The organism is Calidifontibacter indicus (genome assembly GCF_003386865.1).
Lineage (GTDB): Bacteria > Actinomycetota > Actinomycetes > Actinomycetales > Dermatophilaceae > Yimella > Yimella indica.
The window spans coordinates 2369939-2388842 of record NZ_QTUA01000001.1; the positions used below are offsets into that span (position 1 = coordinate 2369939).

The window sequence follows — 18904 nt, forward strand, 5'->3', positions numbered from 1 at the left end:
TACGCCGTGTTGGTCGGGGATGTTGTCCGTGCCCCGACATAACCTCCGGGTATGCGCCTGCTGCACACCTCCGACTGGCATCTCGGCCGGTCGTTCCACGGAGTCGGGCTGCTCGATGCCCAGCGGGCCTATCTGCGCCACCTCGTGCAGGTCGTCCAGGAGCACGACGTCGACGCCTTGCTCGTCTCCGGTGACATCTACGACCGTGCGCTGCCCGCGCCCGACACGGTGACCGCGCTCGACGACGCTCTGGTCGCGCTGCTCGACACCGGCACCACCGTCGTGCTGTCGGCCGGCAACCACGACTCCGCCCGGCGGCTGGGCTTCGGCTCGCGCATCATGTCCCGGCTCGGCCTGCACATCGCCACCGACGTCGCCTCGATCGGTGCCCCGATCCTGCTCGACGACGTCGCGATCCACCCGCTGCCCTACCTCGAGCCGGCCGTGGTCGCCGAGGCTCTCGGCGCCACCGAACGCACCCACGCCACCGTCATGCGGGCCGCGATGGACCGCGTGCGTGACTGTGCGATCGGTGACCGCAGGGTCGTGATGGCGCATGCGTTCGTGGCCGGCGCCACGACCAGCGATTCCGAACGCGACGTCTCGGTCGGCGGGCTCGGCGTCGTGCCGGTCGAGGTGTTCGACGACATCGACTACGTGGCCCTCGGCCACCTGCACCGTCCGCAGGTGGTGCGCGACCACGTGCGCTACAGCGGGGCCCCGATGGCGTTCTCGTTCAGCGAGGCCGGGCAGGTGAAGTCGTCGGTGCTGGTCGACCTCGACTCGGGCGAGCAGTCACTGATCCCGACGCCGGTGCACCGCCCGGTCGCGCGACTGCGCGGCGAGTTGGAGCAACTGCTCGACGACCCGGCGCTCGATCACGCCGAGGACGCCTGGTGCGAGGTCACGCTGACCGATGCGATCCAGCCGGTGGGAGCGATGGAACGCATCCGGGCGCGGTTCCCGCACACCCTCGCGCTCGGCTTCGACGGTCCGGCCCGCATCGGCGCCCAGGTCAGCTACGCGCAGCGGTTGCGGGCGCGCAGCGATGTCGACATCTGCTGCGACTTCGTCGACCACGTGCGCTCACGCCCGGCCGACGAGGCCGAACACGCGCTCCTGCAGGAGGGCATCGCGGCCGTTCAGATCGACCGCGCCCGCGCCGACGACGAGGGAATCGCCGCCATCGGTGGCGAAGCGCGGGAGGGAGTGGCGTGAGGCTGCACCACCTGCAGATCCGGGCCTTCGGTCCGTTCGGTGGCACCGAGGCGATCGACTTCGACGCGCTCGGCGCCCACGGGCTGTTTCTGATGCACGGCGCCACCGGCAGCGGCAAGACCACCGTGCTCGACGCCGTCTGCTTCGCGCTGTTCGCCGCGGTGCCGGGAGCCCGACGCAGCCAGACCGAGCGACTGGTGAGCGACCACGCGCAGCCGGGCACCTCCCCCGAAGTGCGGCTCGAGTTCACCGTCGCCCAGCGCCGGCTGCGCATCACCCGCTCCCCCAAACACCTCGTCACCAAGAAGCGCGGACACGGGCAGACTCCCCGCCAGGCGAAGGTGTTGCTCGAGGAGCGCCTCGCCGGACGGTGGACGGCGCTGAGCACCCGCGCCGACGAGACCGCCGAGATTCTCGACGACCTCATCGGGCTCGGCCTCGACCAGTTCGCGCAGGTGGTGCTGCTGCCGCAGGGCGAGTTCGCTGCGTTCCTGCGCGCCAAGGCCGACGACCGCGCCGCGCTGCTGCAGCGGCTGTTCGACATCTCGCGGTTCGCCGACCTCGAGACCTGGCTCGCCGATCGCCGGCGCACGGTGCGCGCGCAGGTCACCGAGAACGACCGGGCGATCCACACCTCGGTGGTGCGCGCCGAGGAGTCGTTGGTCGATCTCGCCCCGCAGATCGAACAATGGCGCGGTCTGCCGGTCGACGCCCTGCCCGCGGCCGTCACCGAGGCCGCGGCCGCAACGTCCACCCGGTTGTCGGAGGCGATGGCGCTCACCGAACGCACCGCGACCGCGCTCGACGCGGCAGTGCGCACCCACGAGCAGGCCGACGCACTGCTCGGGCTGCAACGCAAGGGCGCGGCGGCCGCGGCCACCTGGGCCCAATGGGAGGCCCAGGACGACGAGCGGGCGTCGGCCGAGGGCGTGCTCGCCGCCCATCGGCGGGCCGCCCGTGTCATGCCCTCAGTGCGCGCGGCCGAGCGCGCCGCCGTCCGTCACCGCACGGCCGGTGAGACCGCCGCGCCGGTGCGGGCCTCGCTGGAGGCGGCCGGCATCGCCGACCCCGACCAGGGCACCCGACTGCTGGCCGACGGGCGTGAACCGTTGAGCCAGGCGCTCGAGGCCGACCGCGGCGCCCGGTTGGCCGAGCAGCAACTCCCGGCCAGGAACACCGCGGTCGAGACCGCCCGCACGGCCGTCGGCACCCTGGCGACCACCCGCACACGGCTCGACGAACGCCTGGTCGTGCTGACGACCACGATCACGACAGCGCGGCAGACCAGTCAGGGCGCGGCAGACCTGCAGCACCGCAAGGCGCTGCTCGACGAATGGCGGGGCAGCACCGCCACACTGCGCGACGCCGAACGCCGCGACGCCCGCGCCGTCGAGCGCGTCACCGAGACCGCGCGCCGGTACGCCGAGGCCGAGGCCGAGGTCATCGACCTGCGCACCCGCCGCCTGGCCGGTTTCGCCGGCGAGCTCGCGCTCGGTCTGCGGCCAGGCGCGCCCTGCCCGGTGTGCGGTTCGGCCGAACATCCGCGTCCAGCGTCGTCCGCAGCAGGCGTGGGCGCCGACGATGTCGCCGCCGCCGAGCAGGTAGCGCGCAGCGCCGCCGACGCTCACCGCGCGGCCGAGCGTGAGCAGACCGCGGCGCGGACGACGGTCGTCGCGCTCGCCGAACGCCAGGCGTCCCTGGCCGAACAGTGGGCGGCGCTCACCGGAGCGAGCCTCGAACCGTCGAACCTCACCACCCTGCAGTCCGATCTCGCGACGCAACTCGACGACGTCGCCCGCGCCCGCCAGGTGCTGGCCGCCGCCGAGCAGGAGCACGCTGCGCTCGAGGCCCGCCGGCTCGACCTCGAGCAGGAGCAGCGCCGGTCGGAGCAAGCGGTCCTGCAGGCCACCGCCGAGCGCGACAGCCTGCGGCAGGCGCTGCAGGACGCGGTCGACCGTCGCGCCGAAGCGCTGAGCCGCCACCGCGAGGTCTGCGCCTGCGCGCGCCCGAGCGCCGACACCGCAGCCGATCACCCTACCGACGACCCGGCGCTCGCGCACCGCCGGCACCGCGACCTCGAACAACTCCTCGAGCGGTGGACGACCGTGTCACACCAGGTCGCAGCGACACAGCAGTCGCTGGCCGAAGCCCGCACCGAGCTTGACCGTCAACTGGAGGATGAAGGATTCTCCGGCGTCGAACAGGCCCGGGCTGCCCTGCTGTCGACGGCCGCCGAAGCCGAACTCGTCGCGCAGTTGCGCTCGGCGCGTGACGCCGCGCAGCAGGCCCGCGGGGTGCTCGACCAACCCGACGTCGTGGCCGCGATGGCCGCCGACCCGGCCGACCCCGCGGGTGCGTTGGCGCTGCGCCGGGAGGCACAGTCGGCCGACCGGCAGGCCCGCGAGCAGTTCGCCGGTGCGAAGCGTGCAGCCGCCAGCTTGGAACGTCTCGCGGCCGACGTCGACCGCCTCCTGGCCGAATCACGGGCCGACCGCGAGTCGTTGCCGGTGCTCGACCGGGTGGCCGACCTCACCACCGGCGCCGGCGACAACCAGCTGCGGATGCGACTGTCCGCCTATGTGCTGGCGGCCCGGCTCGAGCAGGTCACCACCCTGGCCAATCACCAACTCGAGGTGATGTCGGCCGGTCGTTACCGCCTCGAACACACCGACGCCAAGGCGAAGGGCGGTGCCCGCAGCGGCCTCGGCCTTCATGTGCGCGATTCCTGGACCGGCACCGCCCGCGACACCGCCACTCTCTCCGGCGGCGAGACCTTCATGGTGTCGCTCGCTCTGGCGCTCGCGCTCGGCGAAGCCGTCCTGCACGACGCGGGCGGCCGTCCGCTGGAGACCCTGCTGGTCGACGAGGGCTTCGGCAGCCTCGACGACGAGTCGCTCGAACTCGTGATGCAGGTGCTCGACGACCTACGGTCCGGCGGGCGCACGGTCGGCATCGTCAGCCACGTGAGCGAGCTACGCAGCCGGGTGCCGGCGCAGATCCGCGTCCACAAGACAGAACAAGGGTCACGCGTCGAGGTGCATGTCGGCGATGCGTCGTCGGCCGCCTGAACCGCTGTGCAAAGGTGAGCCCATGCGCACCATCCGACAATCCCGCAAGCTGCAGGGAGTCCGTTACGACGTCCGTGGACCGATCCTCGTCGAGGCCCAGCGCCTCGAGGCCGAGGGCCACCGGATCCTCAAGCTGAACATCGGCAACACCGCCCCGTTCGGTTTCGAGGCCCCCGAGGCGATCGTGGCCGACATGGTGCAGGCACTGCCCGACGCCCAGGGTTACAGCGACTCGCGCGGCATCTACAGCGCTCGCACCGCAGTCGCGCAGTACTACCAGTCGCGCGGTTTCCGCGACGCGGTCGTCGACGACGTGTTCATCGGCAACGGTGTCTCCGAGCTCATCACGATGGTGCTGCAGACCTTCATCGACGACGGCAACGAGATCCTCGTGCCGGCGCCCGACTACCCGCTGTGGACCGGCGCGGTCACCCTGTCCGGCGGCATCCCGGTGCACTACCGGTGCGACGAGGAGAACGGCTGGAACCCCGACCTCGAGGACATCGAGTCGAAGATCACCGCCAACACCCACGCGATGGTGATCATCAACCCGAACAACCCGACCGGCGCCGTCTACTCCCCCGAGATCGTCAAGGGCCTCATCGACATCGCCCGCCGCCACGACCTGGTGGTGATGGCCGACGAGATCTACGAGAAGATCCTGTTCGACGACGCCGTGCACCACCACGCCGCCACCTACGCGGCCGACGACGTCCTCTGCCTCACCTTCTCCGGGTTGTCGAAGGCCTACCGGGTCTGCGGTTACCGCGCCGGCTGGGTGTTCATCACCGGCCCGAAGCACCTCGCCACCGACTTCCTGGAGGGCCTGACCCTGCTGGCGAACATGCGCATGTGCGCCAACGTGCCGGCCCAGCACGCCATCCAGACCGCGCTCGGTGGCTACCAGTCGATCAACGAACTCATCGTGCCCGGCGGCCGGTTCTACGAGCAGAGCAAGCTGGCGTCCAAGCTGCTCAACGACATTCCCGGCGTGAGTTGCGTCGAACCCCAGGGCGCGCTGTATTGCTTCCCGCGCCTCGACCCCGAGGTCTACAAGATCGACGACGACCAGCAGTTCGTGATCGACCTGCTGCGTGCGAAGAAGATCCTCGTTACCCACGGCACGGGCTTCAACTGGTTCGAACCCGACCACTTCCGGTTGGTGACGCTGCCCGACGTCGAACTGCTCACCGAGGCGATCGGCCGCATCGACGAGTTCCTCGCGACCATGCGCTGAGCGCCCCCATCCCTCTTACCCGGTCAGTCCTCGTACGCCTCAGGCGCCGGGCAGGAGCAGATCAGGTTGCGGTCGCCGTACGCCCCGTCGATGCGGCGCACCGGCGCCCAGTACTTGCGCAGCGGGTCGACACCGGCCGGGTACGCGGCCTCCTTGCGGGGGTAGGCGTAAGGCCAGTCGCCGGCCAGGCTCAGCGCGGTGTGCGGGGCGCCGCGCAACACGCTGTCGTCGGCGCTGACCGCACCGTCGATGACGGCCTGGATCTCGGCGCGGATGGCGATCATCGCCTCGCAGAAACGGTCGAGCTCGGCCTGGCTCTCCGACTCGGTCGGCTCGACCATCAGCGTGCCGGCCACCGGGAACGACATCGTCGGCGCGTGGAAGCCGTAGTCGATGAGTCGCTTGGCGACGTCGTCGACGGTGATGCCCGATTCCTTGGTCAGCCCGCGCAGGTCGAGAATGCACTCGTGCGCGACGAGGCCGCCCTCGCCGGTGTAGAGCACCGGGTAGTGCTCGTTCAACCGGGCGGCGACGTAGTTGGCGTTGACGACCGCGGCCTGGGTGGCCTGGGTCAGACCGGCGCCACCCATGAGGCGCACGTAGGCCCACGAGATCGGCAGGATCGACGCCGAACCGAACGGCGCGGCCGAGATCGGACCGACCCCGGTCGCAGGGCCGGCGTGGGCCGACAGCGGGTGGTTGGGCAGGTACGGCGCGAGGTGCGAACGCACCGCCACCGGACCGACGCCCGGGCCACCGCCGCCGTGCGGGATGCAAAAGGTCTTGTGCAGGTTGAGGTGCGACACGTCACCACCGAAGACACCCGGCTGGGCAAGGCCGACGAGCGCGTTGAGGTTGGCGCCGTCGACGTACACCTGGCCGCCGGCCTCGTGCACGAGGTCGCACAGCTCGGTGATGGTGTCCTCGTACACGCCGTGGGTCGAGGGGTAGGTGACCATGATCGCGGCGAGGTTCTCGCCGTGCTGCTTCAACTTCAGCTTCAGGTCGTCCATGTCGATCTCGCCGGTCGGCGCGGTCTTCACGACGACCACCTTCATGCCGGCCATCGCGGCCGACGCGGCGTTGGTGCCGTGCGCGGACGCCGGGATGAGGCAGACATTGCGGTGTCCGTTGCCGTGCGCCTGGTGGTAGGCGTGGATCGCGAGCAGTCCGGCGAACTCGCCCTGCGCGCCGGCGTTCGGCTGCAGCGACACCGAGTCGTAGCCGGTGATCGCGCACAACCACTGCTCGAGTTCGCCGATGAGCTCACGGATGCCGACGGTCTGATCGGCCGGTGCGAACGGGTGCAGGTTCGCAAACTCCGGCCAGGTGATCGACTCCATCTCCGTGGTGGCGTTCAGCTTCATCGTGCAGGAGCCGAGCGGGATCATGCCGCGGTCGAGCGCGTAGTCGCGGTCGGCGAGACCGCGCAGGTAGCGCAGCATCTCGGTCTCGCTGTGGTGGGTGCTGAACACCGGGTGGCCGAGGAAGTGCGACTCACGCACCAGCGACGCCGCCCAGGTCGGGGTGCCGTCGGAGGGCACGGGCGCGTTGACGCCGAAGGCGGCGGCCACGGCGGCCAACTCGGCCTCGGTGGTGGTCTCGTCGACGCTCAAGCTGACGTGGTCGGCGTCGACCCGCCACACGTTGACGCCGCGGTCGAGCGCCGCCGACACGACGGCGTCGGCCCGGCCGGAGACGACCGCGGTCAGCGTGTCGAAGAAGCTGTCGGCGACGAGCTCGACTCCCCCGGCACGCAGCGCCGCGGCGAGACCGACGGCCTTGCCGTGCACCTCGCGAGCGATCCGGCGCAGTCCGTCGGGGCCGTGGTAGACGGCGTACATCGATGCCATCACGGCCAGCAGCACCTGCGCCGTGCAGATGTTGCTGGTCGCCTTCTCACGGCGGATGTGCTGCTCGCGGGTCTGCAGCGCGAGCCGGAACGCCTGCGCGCCGTCCGCGTCGATCGACACGCCGACCAGGCGTCCGGGCAGGTTGCGCTCCAGGCCGTCGCGCACGCACATGTAGCCGGCGTGCGGGCCGCCGAAGCCCATCGGCACACCGAAGCGTTGGGTGGTGCCGACCGCGATGTCGGCGCCCCACTCGCCCGGCGACTTCAACAGGGTGAGGGCCAGCAGGTCGGCCGCGGCAGTGACCAGCGCACCGGCGTCGTGCGCCGCGGTGCCCAGAGCGGCCCAGTCGACGATCTCTCCGTTCGCGGCGGGGTACTGCACCACGACACCGAAGACCGGACGGTCACCGGCCAGTTCGCGCAGCGCGTCGGCGGTGGTGGCGCCGCGCAGGTCGGCGACGACCACCTCGAAGCCGACCGCGTCGGCGCGGGTCTGGGTGACCGCGATCGACTGCGGCAGCACCTGCGCGTCGATCAGCAGGACGGCGTCGTCCTTGGCCCGGGTGGCGCGGTGCATCAGCGCCATCGCCTCGGCGACCGCGGTGCCCTCGTCGAGCAGGCTCGCCGACGAGGTCTGCAGGCCGGTCAGGTCGGAGACGACCGTCTGGAAGTTCAGGAGTGCCTCGAGCCGGCCCTGGGAGATCTCCGGCTGGTAGGGCGTGTACGCGGTGTACCAGGCGGGGTTCTCCAGGATGTTGCGCTTGATGACGCCCGGGGTGTGGGTGCCGTAGTAGCCGAGGCCGATCATCGAGGTGAGCACCTTGTTGCGAGACGCCTTCTCCCGCAGTTCGGCGAGCACGGCCGCCTCGCTCGGTGCGGCCTCGACGTCGAGGGCTTCGCTGATCCGGATGGTGGCCGGGGTCGCCTTGTCGACCAGGGCATCGACGCTGGGGTAACCGATGACCTCCAGCATGGCGTCGATCTCCGACTGCGACGGACCGATGTGCCGGCCGACGAAATCAGGGCCGGGGGTGCTGTTCGTCATGCTCTTCCTTCTGGCGAGGTACGGCTGGTACGTCTCCCCCTCTGTCGGCGCCGCCGGACGGCAGCGTCTTCAGAGTCGCCTCGTCCGGGTGGTCCGGTGGCCTGAGAGGTTCTGGGGAGAATTGCACCTTCGGCGCCTGGACCACATCGGTGGATGTGAGTGCAGGACTCTCCCACCCGGTGTCGCGAGCTGAGCACAAAAATAGCACCGGACGTCGAAACGTCCGGTGCTGGTGCCGCATCGTGGCGGCAAACTCGTTGCCCGGCCTTCAGACGGCCTTGCGACGCTCGCGGCGGCTGCGGAGTTCGTCGCCGGGGTGTTCGGCGATCTCCTCGGCTCCGGGGCGCTCCGAGGGCAGCTCGGACAGCGTGCCCTCCACCTCGCGCCAGACCGAACCGAGTGCGATGCCGAAGACGCCCTGGCCGCCGCGCATGAGGTCGATCACCTGGTCGTCGGAGGTGCACTCGTAGACGCTCGCACCGTCGGACATCAGGGTGATGGTCGCGAGGTCGTCGACGCCGTGGTCGCGCAGGGCGGCCACCGCGATGCGGATCTGCTGCAGCGAGACGCCGGTGTCGAGCAGTCGCTTGACCACCTTCAGCACGAGGATGTCGCGAAAGCTGTAGAGACGGTGGTTGCCCGAACCGCTCGGGTTGCGCACCGAGGGCTCGACCAAGCCGGTGCGGGCCCAGTAGTCGAGCTGGCGGTAGGTCACGCCGGAGGCGCGGCAGGCCGCGGGTCCGCGGTAGCCCAGCTGGTCGTCGTCCGGCAGGTCGATGCCGTCGGTGACCGGCGCCTCGAGCGGGGCCGGAGCCGGGGAGCCTTCGGGCTGCACATCAGCGCGTGCCATGGCTACCTCTTCCTCGTAAATGACTGCTGCACGCCCTCGCGTGCCTGTGAATCAAGGTACGGGTGGGACGAGGGAGCGTCAACGAACTCCCTCGGCGTGTCGCGCCTCGACAAGCCGCCTCCACAAACCTTCAACCTGTAGTTCATGGTTAAGGATTCTCGCCCGTCGTTCCGCCGGATTCTTCGGTTCCGCCCTCGGCGTCCTCGAAATCCTCCGCGGAAACGTTGTCCAGGAACTCCCGGAACCGCTCGACCTCGTCCTCCTCGACATCCATCGTGATGCCGATCTCCTCCAGGATCGAATCGTCGACGTAGACCGCGCAACCGGACCGCAGCGCCAGTGCGATCGCGTCGGAACTGCGCGCGTCGATGCGGGTGCCATTGGCCAACACCAGCTCGGCGTAGAACACACCCTCGGTCATCGAGACGATGTCGACGTGCGACAGGCGGCCACCGAGAGTTTCCATCACGGTGAGCAACAGGTCATGGGTCAGGGGTCGCGGCGGCTCGACGCCTTCCATCACGTGTGCGATGGCGGCAGCCTCGGGAGCCCCGATCCAGATCGGCACGCACCGACCTCCGTCGGCCTCGCGCAGGATGACGATCGGCTTGTTCGTGGGCATCTCGACACGGACGCCCATCACCTCGACCTGTCTCACACCGACAACGCTACCCCCGCAGCCCGGCTCGCACGAGAGCAAGGTGCAGAGCGAGACATTCGCGCACCACCTCGGCCGCAGCGTCGCGGTCGGAGTCGCCCGGTCGGAAACTGAGCTGCTGCACCAGCCCCACCTCACGGTCGGCCGCCAGCCGGAAGGGGCGCAGGTGGCGCGCGTCGATGCCATAGGCGAGCAACGCTGCGGCCGCGCGGGCGATCTGCAGACCGTCGGCGTCGTAGTAGCCGTCCTTGCCCGGGCGCACCAGCCCGAAATCGGCCAGTCCGGCGACCGCCTTCGCGTCGAGCCCGGTGGCCGCGCACAGTTCGTCGACGGACAGCCGTAGGTCGTGGTCGCCCTCGGCGACGATGTCGGCGACGGTCGGCGCGTCGGCGTCGGCGTCGGATGCCGAGGCCGGCACCGATGGTCGGCCCTCGACCGGAGCCGGCTCCAAACCGCGGTCGAACGCGTCGAGCGCCTCGCGGATCACCTTGAGCGGCCAGAACCGGTCGCGTTGGGCGCGCAGCACGAACCGCAGCCGCTCCACATCACGCTCGGTGTAGCGCCGGTAGCCACTGCCGGCACGCTGCGGACTGACGACGCCCTGCGCGTCGAGGAATCGCACCTTCGACAGGGTGAGGTCAGGGAACTCGTCCTGCAGTTGCTTCAGGACCGCGCCGATGGCGAGCGTCGGCCGTTGCTCGCTCACGACCCCGCGGGGGCGGCGAAGTAGACGAACCGGAACTTGCCGATCTGCACCTCGTCACCGCTGTGCAGTTCGGCGGCGTCGGTGATCGCACCGTTGACGTAGGTGCCGTTGAGCGAGCCCACGTCGACCACGCTGTAGCCCTGCTGGCGACGGCGGAACACCGCGTGCCGACGGGAAACGGTGACGTCGTCGAGGAAGATGTCGCTGTCGGTGTGCCGACCGCTGCCGATCTCCTCGTCGTCGAGCAGGAATCGTGCACCGGAGTTCGGGCCGCGCATCGCGATCAACAGGGCCGTGCCGGGTCGCAACGCGTCGACCATCGCCTGGTCGGACTGCGACAGGCGCAGCTCACCGGAGAACTCCGCCGGGACGACGGCGTCGGAGCCGATGGTGAAACGGGCAGTGGCGTCACCACCCGGCTGGTCGGTTCCAGGGTGCTGCTGGTCGTTCATCTGTTCAGCCTAATCGATCGGCCCCGCAGGGCGACGGAGCTCAGTTGAGCGAGGACTTGTACGCGTCGACGTCCTGGAGCTGCTCCACGGCGGCCGGGTCGGCCACCTTGAGCTCGTACATCCAGCCCTCGCCGTACGGGTCGGAGTTGACCAGTTCGGGGGTCGCGTCGAGCTGCTCGTTGACAGCGGTCACCTCGCCCTCCAGCGGCGAGTAGAGGTCGCTGACCGACTTGGTCGACTCGACCTCACCGCACGAGTCACCCGCCGAGACGGTGTCACCGACGCCCGGCAGGCTCACGTAGACCACATCGCCGAGGGCATCCTGCGCGAACGCCGTGATGCCGACGCGGACGACACCGTCGCCCTGCTCCTTCACCCACTCGTGGTCACTGGTGTAGCGCAGGTCGGCGGGGTACTCGAGGTCGCTCATGATGCTCCTAGGTCGACGATGCGTGATGCACGCGGAAAACCGGAGGTCTACCGGGCTGTGTCCGCCTGAGCGTATCCAGGCACCTCCGAGGGCCGCAACGCGGTCACCTCAACTGGGTTCTTGGAGGCCACTGTGGCGGCGATTCCCAACTGCCGCAACGTCTCCAGCACACCACCGGGGATCGCCAGCGCGGTCGACATGGTGTGCGGATCACCGATCGCCCGCACGGTGTACGGGGCGGTCAGCGTCTTGCCGTCGACGATCAGTTGGCCCTGCATCGTCAGCCCGAACCAGGTGTTGGCGGTGACCCGGCTGTCGTTGATCTGGATCGCCTCGGCGCCGGCGTCGCGCAGTTCCTGCACGGTGTCGAGCACGTTGTTCGGCTGGATCTGTCGGGCCTGGTCGGGAATCGTCAGGATGATGCCCGGCCCGGTCGCGCGGACGGTGCCGGCCAGGATGCCGAGGGCCGCGAGGCGGTCCTCCGCGGCCTTGATGGCCGCCGCGTCTCCCCCGCCGGCCCGCAACGAGTCACGGGTGCGGGTGAGCCGGTTGATCTCGTCGCCGAGCTTGCCACTCTGCTGGTTGACGCCGTCGAGCAGCGTGACCAGGTCTTCCTGGCGCATGTTCTCCAGGCCGGACGCGCGGTACTGCTGCACCTGCGTGACCATCGCGAAACCGAGCAGCACCGCCAACGCGGTGACCAGAAGGTTGGCCTTGGTGAACCGCGGGCGCCCCATCCGGGCCAGCCGTCCCCAGCCCTGTGAGGGTGTCTGGGACGCGGCGGGCCGGGTTTCGACGGACTCGGTCTCGTCGGGCACTTCGTCCTCGTACGCGGCCAGCGCCGGATCGACCTCGCCGGGTGGCGACGCCTCGGGGTCGGGCTTGCGCTTCCTGGGGCTCATGCGTGGAAGAGGTGTCGACGGATGGAGGCGACGTTGCTGAAGATGCGCAAGCCGAGCACGACGACCACACCGGTCGACAGCTGGGAACCGACACCGAGCTGGTCGCCGAGGAAGACGATGAACGAGGCGACGACGACGTTCGACAGGAACGAGACGACGAACACCTTGTCGTCGAAGATGCCGTCGAGCACGGCACGCACGGCGCCGAACACGGCGTCGAGAGCGGCGATGACCGCGATCGGCAGGTACGGCTGCAGCCACAGCGGCACGTCCGGGGACAGGACGATGCCGATGACGAGGCCGGCAACGAGGCCGAGGGCAGGGATCACTGGGACTTCTCCTTCGCGGGGCGTGCGTAGTTCAGCGACACCGAGGGTGCCTCGGGAAGCTGAACGTTCTGCGACGTGCGCCAACTCGAGCGCACGCCGACACCCTTACTGATGGTCGACAGGTAGTTGCCACCTGCGTTCTTGTCGAATGCCGCATGCAGACCCGACGGTCCGATGATCGAGATGTCGTAGGGCGGCACGAGCGGACGGTAGTTGACGAGGATCGCCTCGCCGGCGAACCGGATCGCGGTGAGCGAGGTGACCCGCTGGCCGTTGATGGCGATCGCCTCGGCGCCCGCTTCCCACAGACCGTTGACGACCATCTGCAGGTCGGCGGAGGTCACCCGCCCGGTGTCGGACCCGGAGGTGCGCGGATCACCCTGGGCATCGGTGCCGGCGTCCTTCGCGTCGTTCACGCTCAGCACGAATCCGGGACCGTGCACGGCGACCGCACCGGCGACCGCCTCGGCGACGTGCAGTTCATCGGTGGTGTCCTGCCGGTTGCCTCGGCTCAGCGCCGACTCCTGCAGCCCGGCGATCTCGGTGTTGAGCCCGGTGACCGAGCGCGAGCGCTGGTCGATGAGCGTCTGCCCCTTGTTGATCCGCGACACGAGTTCGTCGTGTTGCTTCTTGGCCTCACCGAGCGGGGTGCGCAGCGTCAGCGCGCTGACCGCGAGCCCGAAACCGATCAGCACCATCACCAGGATGAGCAGGGGCGAGCGGGTGCCCGAGGTGGGCGCGAGGCCGGCGGCGCGCTTCTTCGCGGCGGCGGCCTCGTACGACGGGTCGAGCGGGTGCCTGATCACGTCGTTGATCAGGCTCATCGAGGCGGCGGGGTCGCGCGGCGGGGTCGGCTCGTCGGGGGTGAGCTTGGGCAGTTTCGACCACTTCATCGCGGCGTGGCACCCTTCTTGGCCGCGACCATCTGGTTGACCTGGACGGCGTAGAGGATGCCGGCCACCCAGTAGAGCGCCGTGCCCCACCAGACGAACGCCCAGCCGAGCGGGCGCGCGATGTCACCGACGACCCCGGCCTGCTCCCCCAGCAGCACCAGCGGGAAGGCGTAGATGAGGTTGAACGTGGCGGACTTGCCGATGAAGGACACCGGAGGCAACGGCAGCCGGTGCGTGCGCAGGATGGGGCCGAGGCAGGCGATGAACACCTCGCGGGCGATCAGGATCGCGACCAACCAGACCGGGATGATGTCGCGGATCGCCAGCGCGACGATCGTGGCGAGGATGTACAGACGGTCGGCGGCCGGGTCGAGCACCTGGCCGAGTTTCGACATCTGGTTCAGGGCGCGTGCCAGCTTGCCGTCGAGGTAGTCGGTGAACCCCGACACCATGAGCACGATCAACGCCCACCAGTCGTGCTCGGCGAGGATCAACCAGAAGAAGACGGGGACACCGAGCAGCCGCAGCACGGAGAGTGCGTTGGGCACCGTCCAGATGCGGTTGCTGACCTGATCCGCCTGTTCCACGTCCGGAAGCCTAAGCGCCCGCGCCGGCGGCGCCGTGCAGCGGCTCACGAGATCCGGGCAACAGCACCCGGTCGGGGTGGGAGCAGATCGTCAGCCGGTCTTCACGGCTGAACGCGATCAGCGTCACCCCGGTGTCGATTGCCGCGTCGATGGCCAGGGCGGACGGCGCGGACACGCAACTGAGCACGCCCACCCCGGCCATGGCGGCCTTCTGCACGATCTCGAACGACGCCCGCGAGGAGACCTGCAACACGTCGTTCGCGGCGTCGTGACCATTGACCAAGGCCCAGCCGAGCACCTTGTCGACGGCGTTGTGGCGCCCGACGTCCTCGCGGATGACGACCGTCTCGCCGGTCGCCGTGAAGAGCCCGGCCGCGTGTGTTCCGCCGGTGCGGTCGAAGGTCTGCTGGCCTGCGCGCAGGCGGCCCGGAAGGGCTCGTAGAACTTCAGCCTCAACTCGACGTTCAGAGTTCAGAACCCCGACGGAAGCAGTGATCGCGTCGATGTTCGCCTTGCCGCAGAGCCCGCAACCGCCGTGCATGACCAAGGAACGCTGAGCGCTCACCGGTAACGGACGCGGCCCGTCGGCGAGGGTCACGTCGATCACGTTCATCGTGTCGGTGTCGGCGCAGTAGCGCGCGACCATGAGGTCTTCGCGGTGCCGGATGAGCCCCTCGGACAGCAGGAGCCCGTGCACGAGCTCCATGTCGTCGCCGGGCAACCTCATCGTCACGGTGAGACTCTCGCCGCCGACCCGGATCTCCAGCGGTTCCTCGACGGCCACCGTCTCGGACCGTTCACGCGCGCTGACCCGGTCGGCACCGAAAGTCACCTGAACCAGGCGTCTGCGATCTGTGCGGCGCCCCATCAGTCGTCCACAGCGGTTGTTGCGCCCGGGTTCGACGCGACCCGAGGCCGTAGGGTCGGTGCAATCATACCGTCGAGGGTACTGAGGGGATTTCCGTGACCGAGGTGGACATGGCCTGGTTGGCGGTGTCGGGCGTCGTGCTGGTGATCGCGGCCGGGGCCGTGGCACTGCTGCGTTGGCGTCGACGCGACCAGGAGTTCGTCGGAGTCACGCCGGGTGTCGTTCCGGCACCCGGTCAGCCGCGCCGCGTCCGACGAGTGCGCGGCGGGCAGGAATGGAAGGGGCCGGTCGCGGTCGCCTTCGCGCCGCCGGCCGGCATCGGCCCGGCGGTGGCGGGCACCGTGGTCGACGGCAAGGTCGACGGACGTGACCTCGCGGCGATGCTGGTCGATCTGTCGTTGCGCGGGTTCTTCACCCTCGAGCCGCTGAGCGGTGACGGCACCAAGGGACGCGCCAAGGACGGGTCGGCGAAGTCCGATTGGTTGTTCGTGCGCAATCAGAACCCACCTCGGGAGCCGGTCTCGCCCGCCGAGCGGCGGATGCTCGACGCGGTGTTCTCGCACGGCGACCAGGTGCCGCTGTCGACCCTGAAGGACAACCTCGGGCTGAGCCTGCGCGAGGCGCAGATCGACCTGTACCGCGAGATGATCGACCGCGGCTGGTATCGCAAGCACCCCCGCTCGCGCAGCGCCTGGACCACCCTGTTCGGCATCCTCATGTTGATCGTCACTGCGGTGCTCGCCGGCGGCGCGTACTCGGTCTACGCGCGTGACGACGACCCGTATCTGTTCGCCCTCCCGGTGGCGACGCTGGTGGCGTCCGTGTTGTTGTTCACCCTGGGTCGCGGACGGTCGGCCCGCACCGCAGAGGGCACCGCCGCACGCATCCAGACGCTCGGGTTCGAGCGGTACCTCGCAACCGCCGAGGCCGACCAGATCCGCTACGAGGAGGCCGCCGGCCTCTTCACCCGCTATCTGCCGTTCGCGATCGTCTTCGGGTTGGCCGATCGGTGGGCGAAGGTCGTCGGCGACGCGCTGCGTCAGGGTCGCCTCGAGCGGGGTCTCGACAACCTCGAATACGCATCCGACCTCACCAGCATGGGCATGGATGCCATCTCCCTGATCGGCGACGTCGGCCAAGGCATCGGCGCTCTGATCGATCTGGGAGGCGACATCGACGTCGGCCTGTTGGACATCTCCGACGCGTTCGAGAGCTTCACCTCCTCGGCGTCCGACCTGTTCGACAGCGCCGACGGCTGCTCCGACGGGTGCGACGGCTGCGACGGGTGCGACCTCGGCTGCATCGACTTCTGAGGATCGCTGAAGCCGGCTCAGAGCCAGCGACGCCGCCGGAACGACCACCACATCGCCAACGACCCCAGCACGATCGTCACGACACTGACCCACAGCCCGAACTCCTTCTGGAAGCCGGGATAGGGCACGTTCTGCCCGAACCATCCGGTGATCGCGGTCGGCACGGCGATGATCGCGGCCCATGCGGCGAGCTTGCGCATGGTGGTGTTGAGTCGGGCGTCCTGCAGCGACAGGTTCGTCTCGAAGACCGAGGTGACCATGTCGCGCAGCGACTCGGTCCATTCGGCCGCTCGCAGGATGTGGTCGTAGAGGTCCTCGTACCAACTGTCGAGTTCGGTGTTGGTGCGGCCGCCGTGGCGCAGCAGCCCGTTGACCACCTCACGCATCGGCAGCACCACCCGGCGCAGCGCGACGAGTTCCTTGCGCAGCGAGTAGACCTGCTGCTGGAAGCCGCGACCGGTGCGGTTCTCCTCGAAGAGCACGTCCTCGAGGTCTTCGATGTCGTCGTCGAGGGTCTGGATCGTGGCGAAGTGTCCGTCGACGATCGTGTCCATCAGGCCGTGCACGAGCGCCCGCGGACCCGCCTTCAGCAGGTCGGAGTTCTCGTCCCAAGCGCGCAACACCGGCTCGATGTCGAAGTCCGACGAGCGGATGGTGACGAGCGCGCTCGGCAGCACGAAACCGGAGATCCGGTGCGTGCGCAGCCGGTCGCCCTCGAGGTCGGCGAGTCGTCCGGCGAGCTCGGTGGCGTACGTGGTGAAGAACAGATGGTCGCCGTGTCGGCTGACCTTGGGCCGTTCGTGCGGCGCGAACGCGTCCTCGATCTCGGTGGCCGGCAACCGGAGGGCGTCGATGAGCGAGCCGAGAGCTTCCGGTTTCGCGTCGACGACGTCGAGCCAGACGAGCCGGTCGGAGTCGTTGAGAGCGTCGATGATCTCGTCCTTGCGGACGGTTTCCTCGACCATCGCGCCGTCGCGCCACACCCGGCAACTGACCGGTGACTCGTTGTGATTCACGGCCACACCCTATGGCGCGTGCGCTGGGAGTTCGCTAGAAGCACACCCACCTTCGCGCCGGTGGTTCTAGCATCCGGAGCAAGCCACCTCGGGCCCCGTGGAAGGACCTCCCATGTCGATCGACCGCTCCCGCCTGCGCGACCTGCTCGCATCCGAACGCGCCGAGTACGCGCGGCGCAACCCGCGCTCACGGGAGTTGTACGACGCAGGTGAGCACCTGTTCGGGCGGGTGCCCATGACGTGGATGAACAAGGCGGCCGGCGGGTTTCCGCTCGGTCTCGACCGGGCGGACGGCGCCCGGGTCTGGGACCTGGACGGCCACGAGTACATCGACTTCTGCCTCGGCGACACCGGTGCGATGGCGGGTCACTCCCCCGCGCCGGTCGTCGCGGCAGTGGCGAAACGGTTCGGCGAACTCGGTGGCGCCACCGCGATGATGCCGACGCAGGACGCCGAATGGGTTGCGGCCGAGCTGAGTTCGCGATTCGGCGTCGACCGGTGGAGCTTCTCGCTGACCGCCACCGACGCCAACCGCTGGGTGCTCCGGCTGGTGCGGGCGATCACCGGCCGACCGAAGATCCTGTTCCACAGCTACTGCTACCACGGGTCGGTCGACGAGTCGCTGATCGTGTGTGACGACAGCTTCGACGGAGCCGACCGGCCGGGCAATGTCGGTGCGCCCGTCGAGGTGACCCGCACCTCGCGGGTCGCCGAGTTCAACGACCTCGAGGGCCTGGAGAAGCAGCTTGCCCAGGGCGACGTGGCCGCCATGATGATGGAGCCGGCGCTGACCAATATCGGCCTGATCCTCCCCGAGCCCGGTTACCTCGACGGAGTGCGCGAGCTGACCGAGCGGTACGGCGTGTTGCTGGTGAACGACGAGACGCACACCTTCTCCGCGGGTGTCGGCGGAGCGACCCGGGCCTGGGGGTTGAAGCCCGACATCGTGACGATCGGCAAGGCGATCGGCGGCGGAATCCCGATCGGGGCCTACGGCATCTCGTCCGCGCTCGCCGAGTCACTGCTGGCGCGCAGCGACCTCGACCTCATCGACATGGGTGGTGTCGGCGGCACCCTGGCCGGCAACGCACTGTCACTCGCGGCGGCGCGGGCGACGTTGTCGGAGGTGTTGACCGCCGATGCCTTCTCGCGGATGACCGCGCTCGCGTCGTCCTTCACCCGGGGCGTGCAGGACACCATCGACCGCACCGGGGTGCCGTGGTCGATCGCGCAACTCGGTGCCCGCGCCGAGTACCGATTCGCCTCCCCCGCACCGCGCAACGGCAGCGAGTCGGTCGACGCCTACGACGCCGACCTCGAAGACTTCCTGCACGTGTTCCTGGCGAACCGGGGTGTGCTGATGACGCCCTTCCACAACATGGCCTTGATGTGTCCGGTGACCACCGAGGCCGATGTCGCTCGGCACACCGAGTTGTTCGCCGAGGCCGTCGATCTGTTGGTCGGGCCTGCTTCGTAAGGT

The 18904-nt window shown here is 69.5% G+C and carries 17 protein-coding genes and 1 riboswitch; of the genes, 5 read left to right on the forward strand and 12 right to left on the reverse strand.

What is annotated here, in order from left to right; translation table 11 throughout:
• Positions 1–51: 51 nt before the first annotated feature.
• The 3 genes from DFJ65_RS11235 to DFJ65_RS11245 are packed head-to-tail and all read left to right on the forward strand — an operon-like array spanning position 52 to position 5523.
• Positions 52–1218: an exonuclease SbcCD subunit D gene (locus DFJ65_RS11235; RefSeq protein ID WP_115923101.1), complete on the forward strand. Its 1167-nt coding sequence runs from the start codon at positions 52–54 to the stop codon at positions 1216–1218.
• Positions 1215–4286, forward strand: a complete 3072-nt coding sequence (locus DFJ65_RS11240) for an AAA family ATPase (protein WP_170144070.1) — start codon at positions 1215–1217, stop codon at positions 4284–4286. Before DFJ65_RS11235 ends, DFJ65_RS11240 begins: the two co-directional genes overlap by 4 nt.
• Positions 4287–4308: 22 nt before the next feature.
• On the forward strand, positions 4309–5523 hold the full coding sequence (locus tag DFJ65_RS11245) for a pyridoxal phosphate-dependent aminotransferase (protein ID WP_115923103.1): 1215 nt from the start codon (positions 4309–4311) through the stop codon (positions 5521–5523).
• A gap of 23 nt (positions 5524–5546) precedes the next feature.
• On the opposite strand, the gene gcvP is transcribed toward DFJ65_RS11245, so the two are convergent.
• The 11 genes from gcvP to fdhD all read right to left on the reverse strand — a co-directional run bounded on the left by gcvP (position 5547) and on the right by fdhD (position 15095).
• Positions 5547–8420 (reverse strand): aminomethyl-transferring glycine dehydrogenase, encoded by a 2874-nt coding sequence (gcvP, locus tag DFJ65_RS11250; RefSeq protein ID WP_115923104.1) that lies wholly within the window; start codon positions 8418–8420, stop codon positions 5547–5549.
• A 79-nt stretch (positions 8421–8499) separates the two neighbouring features.
• Positions 8500–8605, reverse strand: a riboswitch (glycine riboswitch).
• A gap of 83 nt (positions 8606–8688) precedes the next feature.
• Entirely contained in the window at positions 8689–9270 is a 582-nt protein-coding gene (locus tag DFJ65_RS11255) for a MerR family transcriptional regulator (protein WP_115923105.1), read from the reverse strand.
• A gap of 148 nt (positions 9271–9418) precedes the next feature.
• The gene (locus DFJ65_RS11260; RefSeq protein WP_115923106.1) at positions 9419–9928 is read right to left on the reverse strand and encodes a bifunctional nuclease family protein; all 510 of its coding nucleotides are present in this window, start codon (positions 9926–9928) and stop codon (positions 9419–9421) included.
• A gap of 10 nt (positions 9929–9938) precedes the next feature.
• Positions 9939–10634, reverse strand: coding sequence for a transcriptional regulator FtsR (gene ftsR, locus DFJ65_RS11265; protein WP_115923107.1), 696 nt, complete (start codon positions 10632–10634; stop codon positions 9939–9941).
• Positions 10631–11086, reverse strand: a complete 456-nt coding sequence (locus DFJ65_RS11270; protein ID WP_115923108.1) for an FHA domain-containing protein — start codon at positions 11084–11086, stop codon at positions 10631–10633. Before DFJ65_RS11270 ends, ftsR begins: the two co-directional genes overlap by 4 nt.
• Positions 11087–11126: 40 nt before the next feature.
• Positions 11127–11516, reverse strand: coding sequence for a glycine cleavage system protein GcvH (gcvH, locus tag DFJ65_RS11275; RefSeq protein ID WP_115923109.1), 390 nt, complete (start codon positions 11514–11516; stop codon positions 11127–11129).
• 47 nt (positions 11517–11563) lie between these two features.
• Positions 11564–12418 carry a DUF881 domain-containing protein gene (locus DFJ65_RS11280; protein ID WP_115923110.1) on the reverse strand — a complete coding sequence of 285 codons (855 nt, stop codon included), beginning with the start codon at positions 12416–12418 and terminating at the stop codon, positions 11564–11566.
• Positions 12415–12747 carry a small basic family protein gene (locus tag DFJ65_RS11285; protein WP_115923111.1) on the reverse strand — a complete coding sequence of 111 codons (333 nt, stop codon included), beginning with the start codon at positions 12745–12747 and terminating at the stop codon, positions 12415–12417. Before DFJ65_RS11285 ends, DFJ65_RS11280 begins: the two co-directional genes overlap by 4 nt.
• On the reverse strand, positions 12744–13640 hold the full coding sequence (locus DFJ65_RS11290; protein WP_115923112.1) for a DUF881 domain-containing protein: 897 nt from the start codon (positions 13638–13640) through the stop codon (positions 12744–12746). The genes DFJ65_RS11285 and DFJ65_RS11290 overlap by 4 nt, the downstream gene beginning before the upstream one ends.
• The gene (gene clsA, locus DFJ65_RS11295; RefSeq protein ID WP_211308426.1) at positions 13637–14227 is read right to left on the reverse strand and encodes a cardiolipin synthase ClsA; all 591 of its coding nucleotides are present in this window, start codon (positions 14225–14227) and stop codon (positions 13637–13639) included. The genes DFJ65_RS11290 and clsA overlap by 4 nt, the downstream gene beginning before the upstream one ends.
• A gap of 10 nt (positions 14228–14237) precedes the next feature.
• Positions 14238–15095: a formate dehydrogenase accessory sulfurtransferase FdhD gene (gene fdhD, locus DFJ65_RS11300; protein WP_115923114.1), complete on the reverse strand. Its 858-nt coding sequence runs from the start codon at positions 15093–15095 to the stop codon at positions 14238–14240.
• Positions 15096–15190: 95 nt separating this feature from the next.
• Between fdhD and DFJ65_RS11305 the strand changes: the two genes are divergently transcribed.
• Positions 15191–16408 carry a DUF2207 domain-containing protein gene (locus DFJ65_RS11305; RefSeq protein WP_115923115.1) on the forward strand — a complete coding sequence of 406 codons (1218 nt, stop codon included), beginning with the start codon at positions 15191–15193 and terminating at the stop codon, positions 16406–16408.
• Positions 16409–16425: 17 nt separating this feature from the next.
• Here DFJ65_RS11305 and DFJ65_RS11310 read toward each other — a convergent pair whose 3' ends face one another.
• Complete coding sequence (locus DFJ65_RS11310) at positions 16426–17424, reverse strand: magnesium transporter CorA family protein (protein WP_245950178.1); 999 nt, start codon at positions 17422–17424, stop codon at positions 16426–16428.
• Positions 17425–17536: 112 nt separating this feature from the next.
• Between DFJ65_RS11310 and DFJ65_RS11315 the strand changes: the two genes are divergently transcribed.
• Positions 17537–18901 carry a transaminase gene (locus tag DFJ65_RS11315; protein WP_115923116.1) on the forward strand — a complete coding sequence of 455 codons (1365 nt, stop codon included), beginning with the start codon at positions 17537–17539 and terminating at the stop codon, positions 18899–18901.
• The last annotated feature ends 3 nt before the right edge of the window (positions 18902–18904 follow it).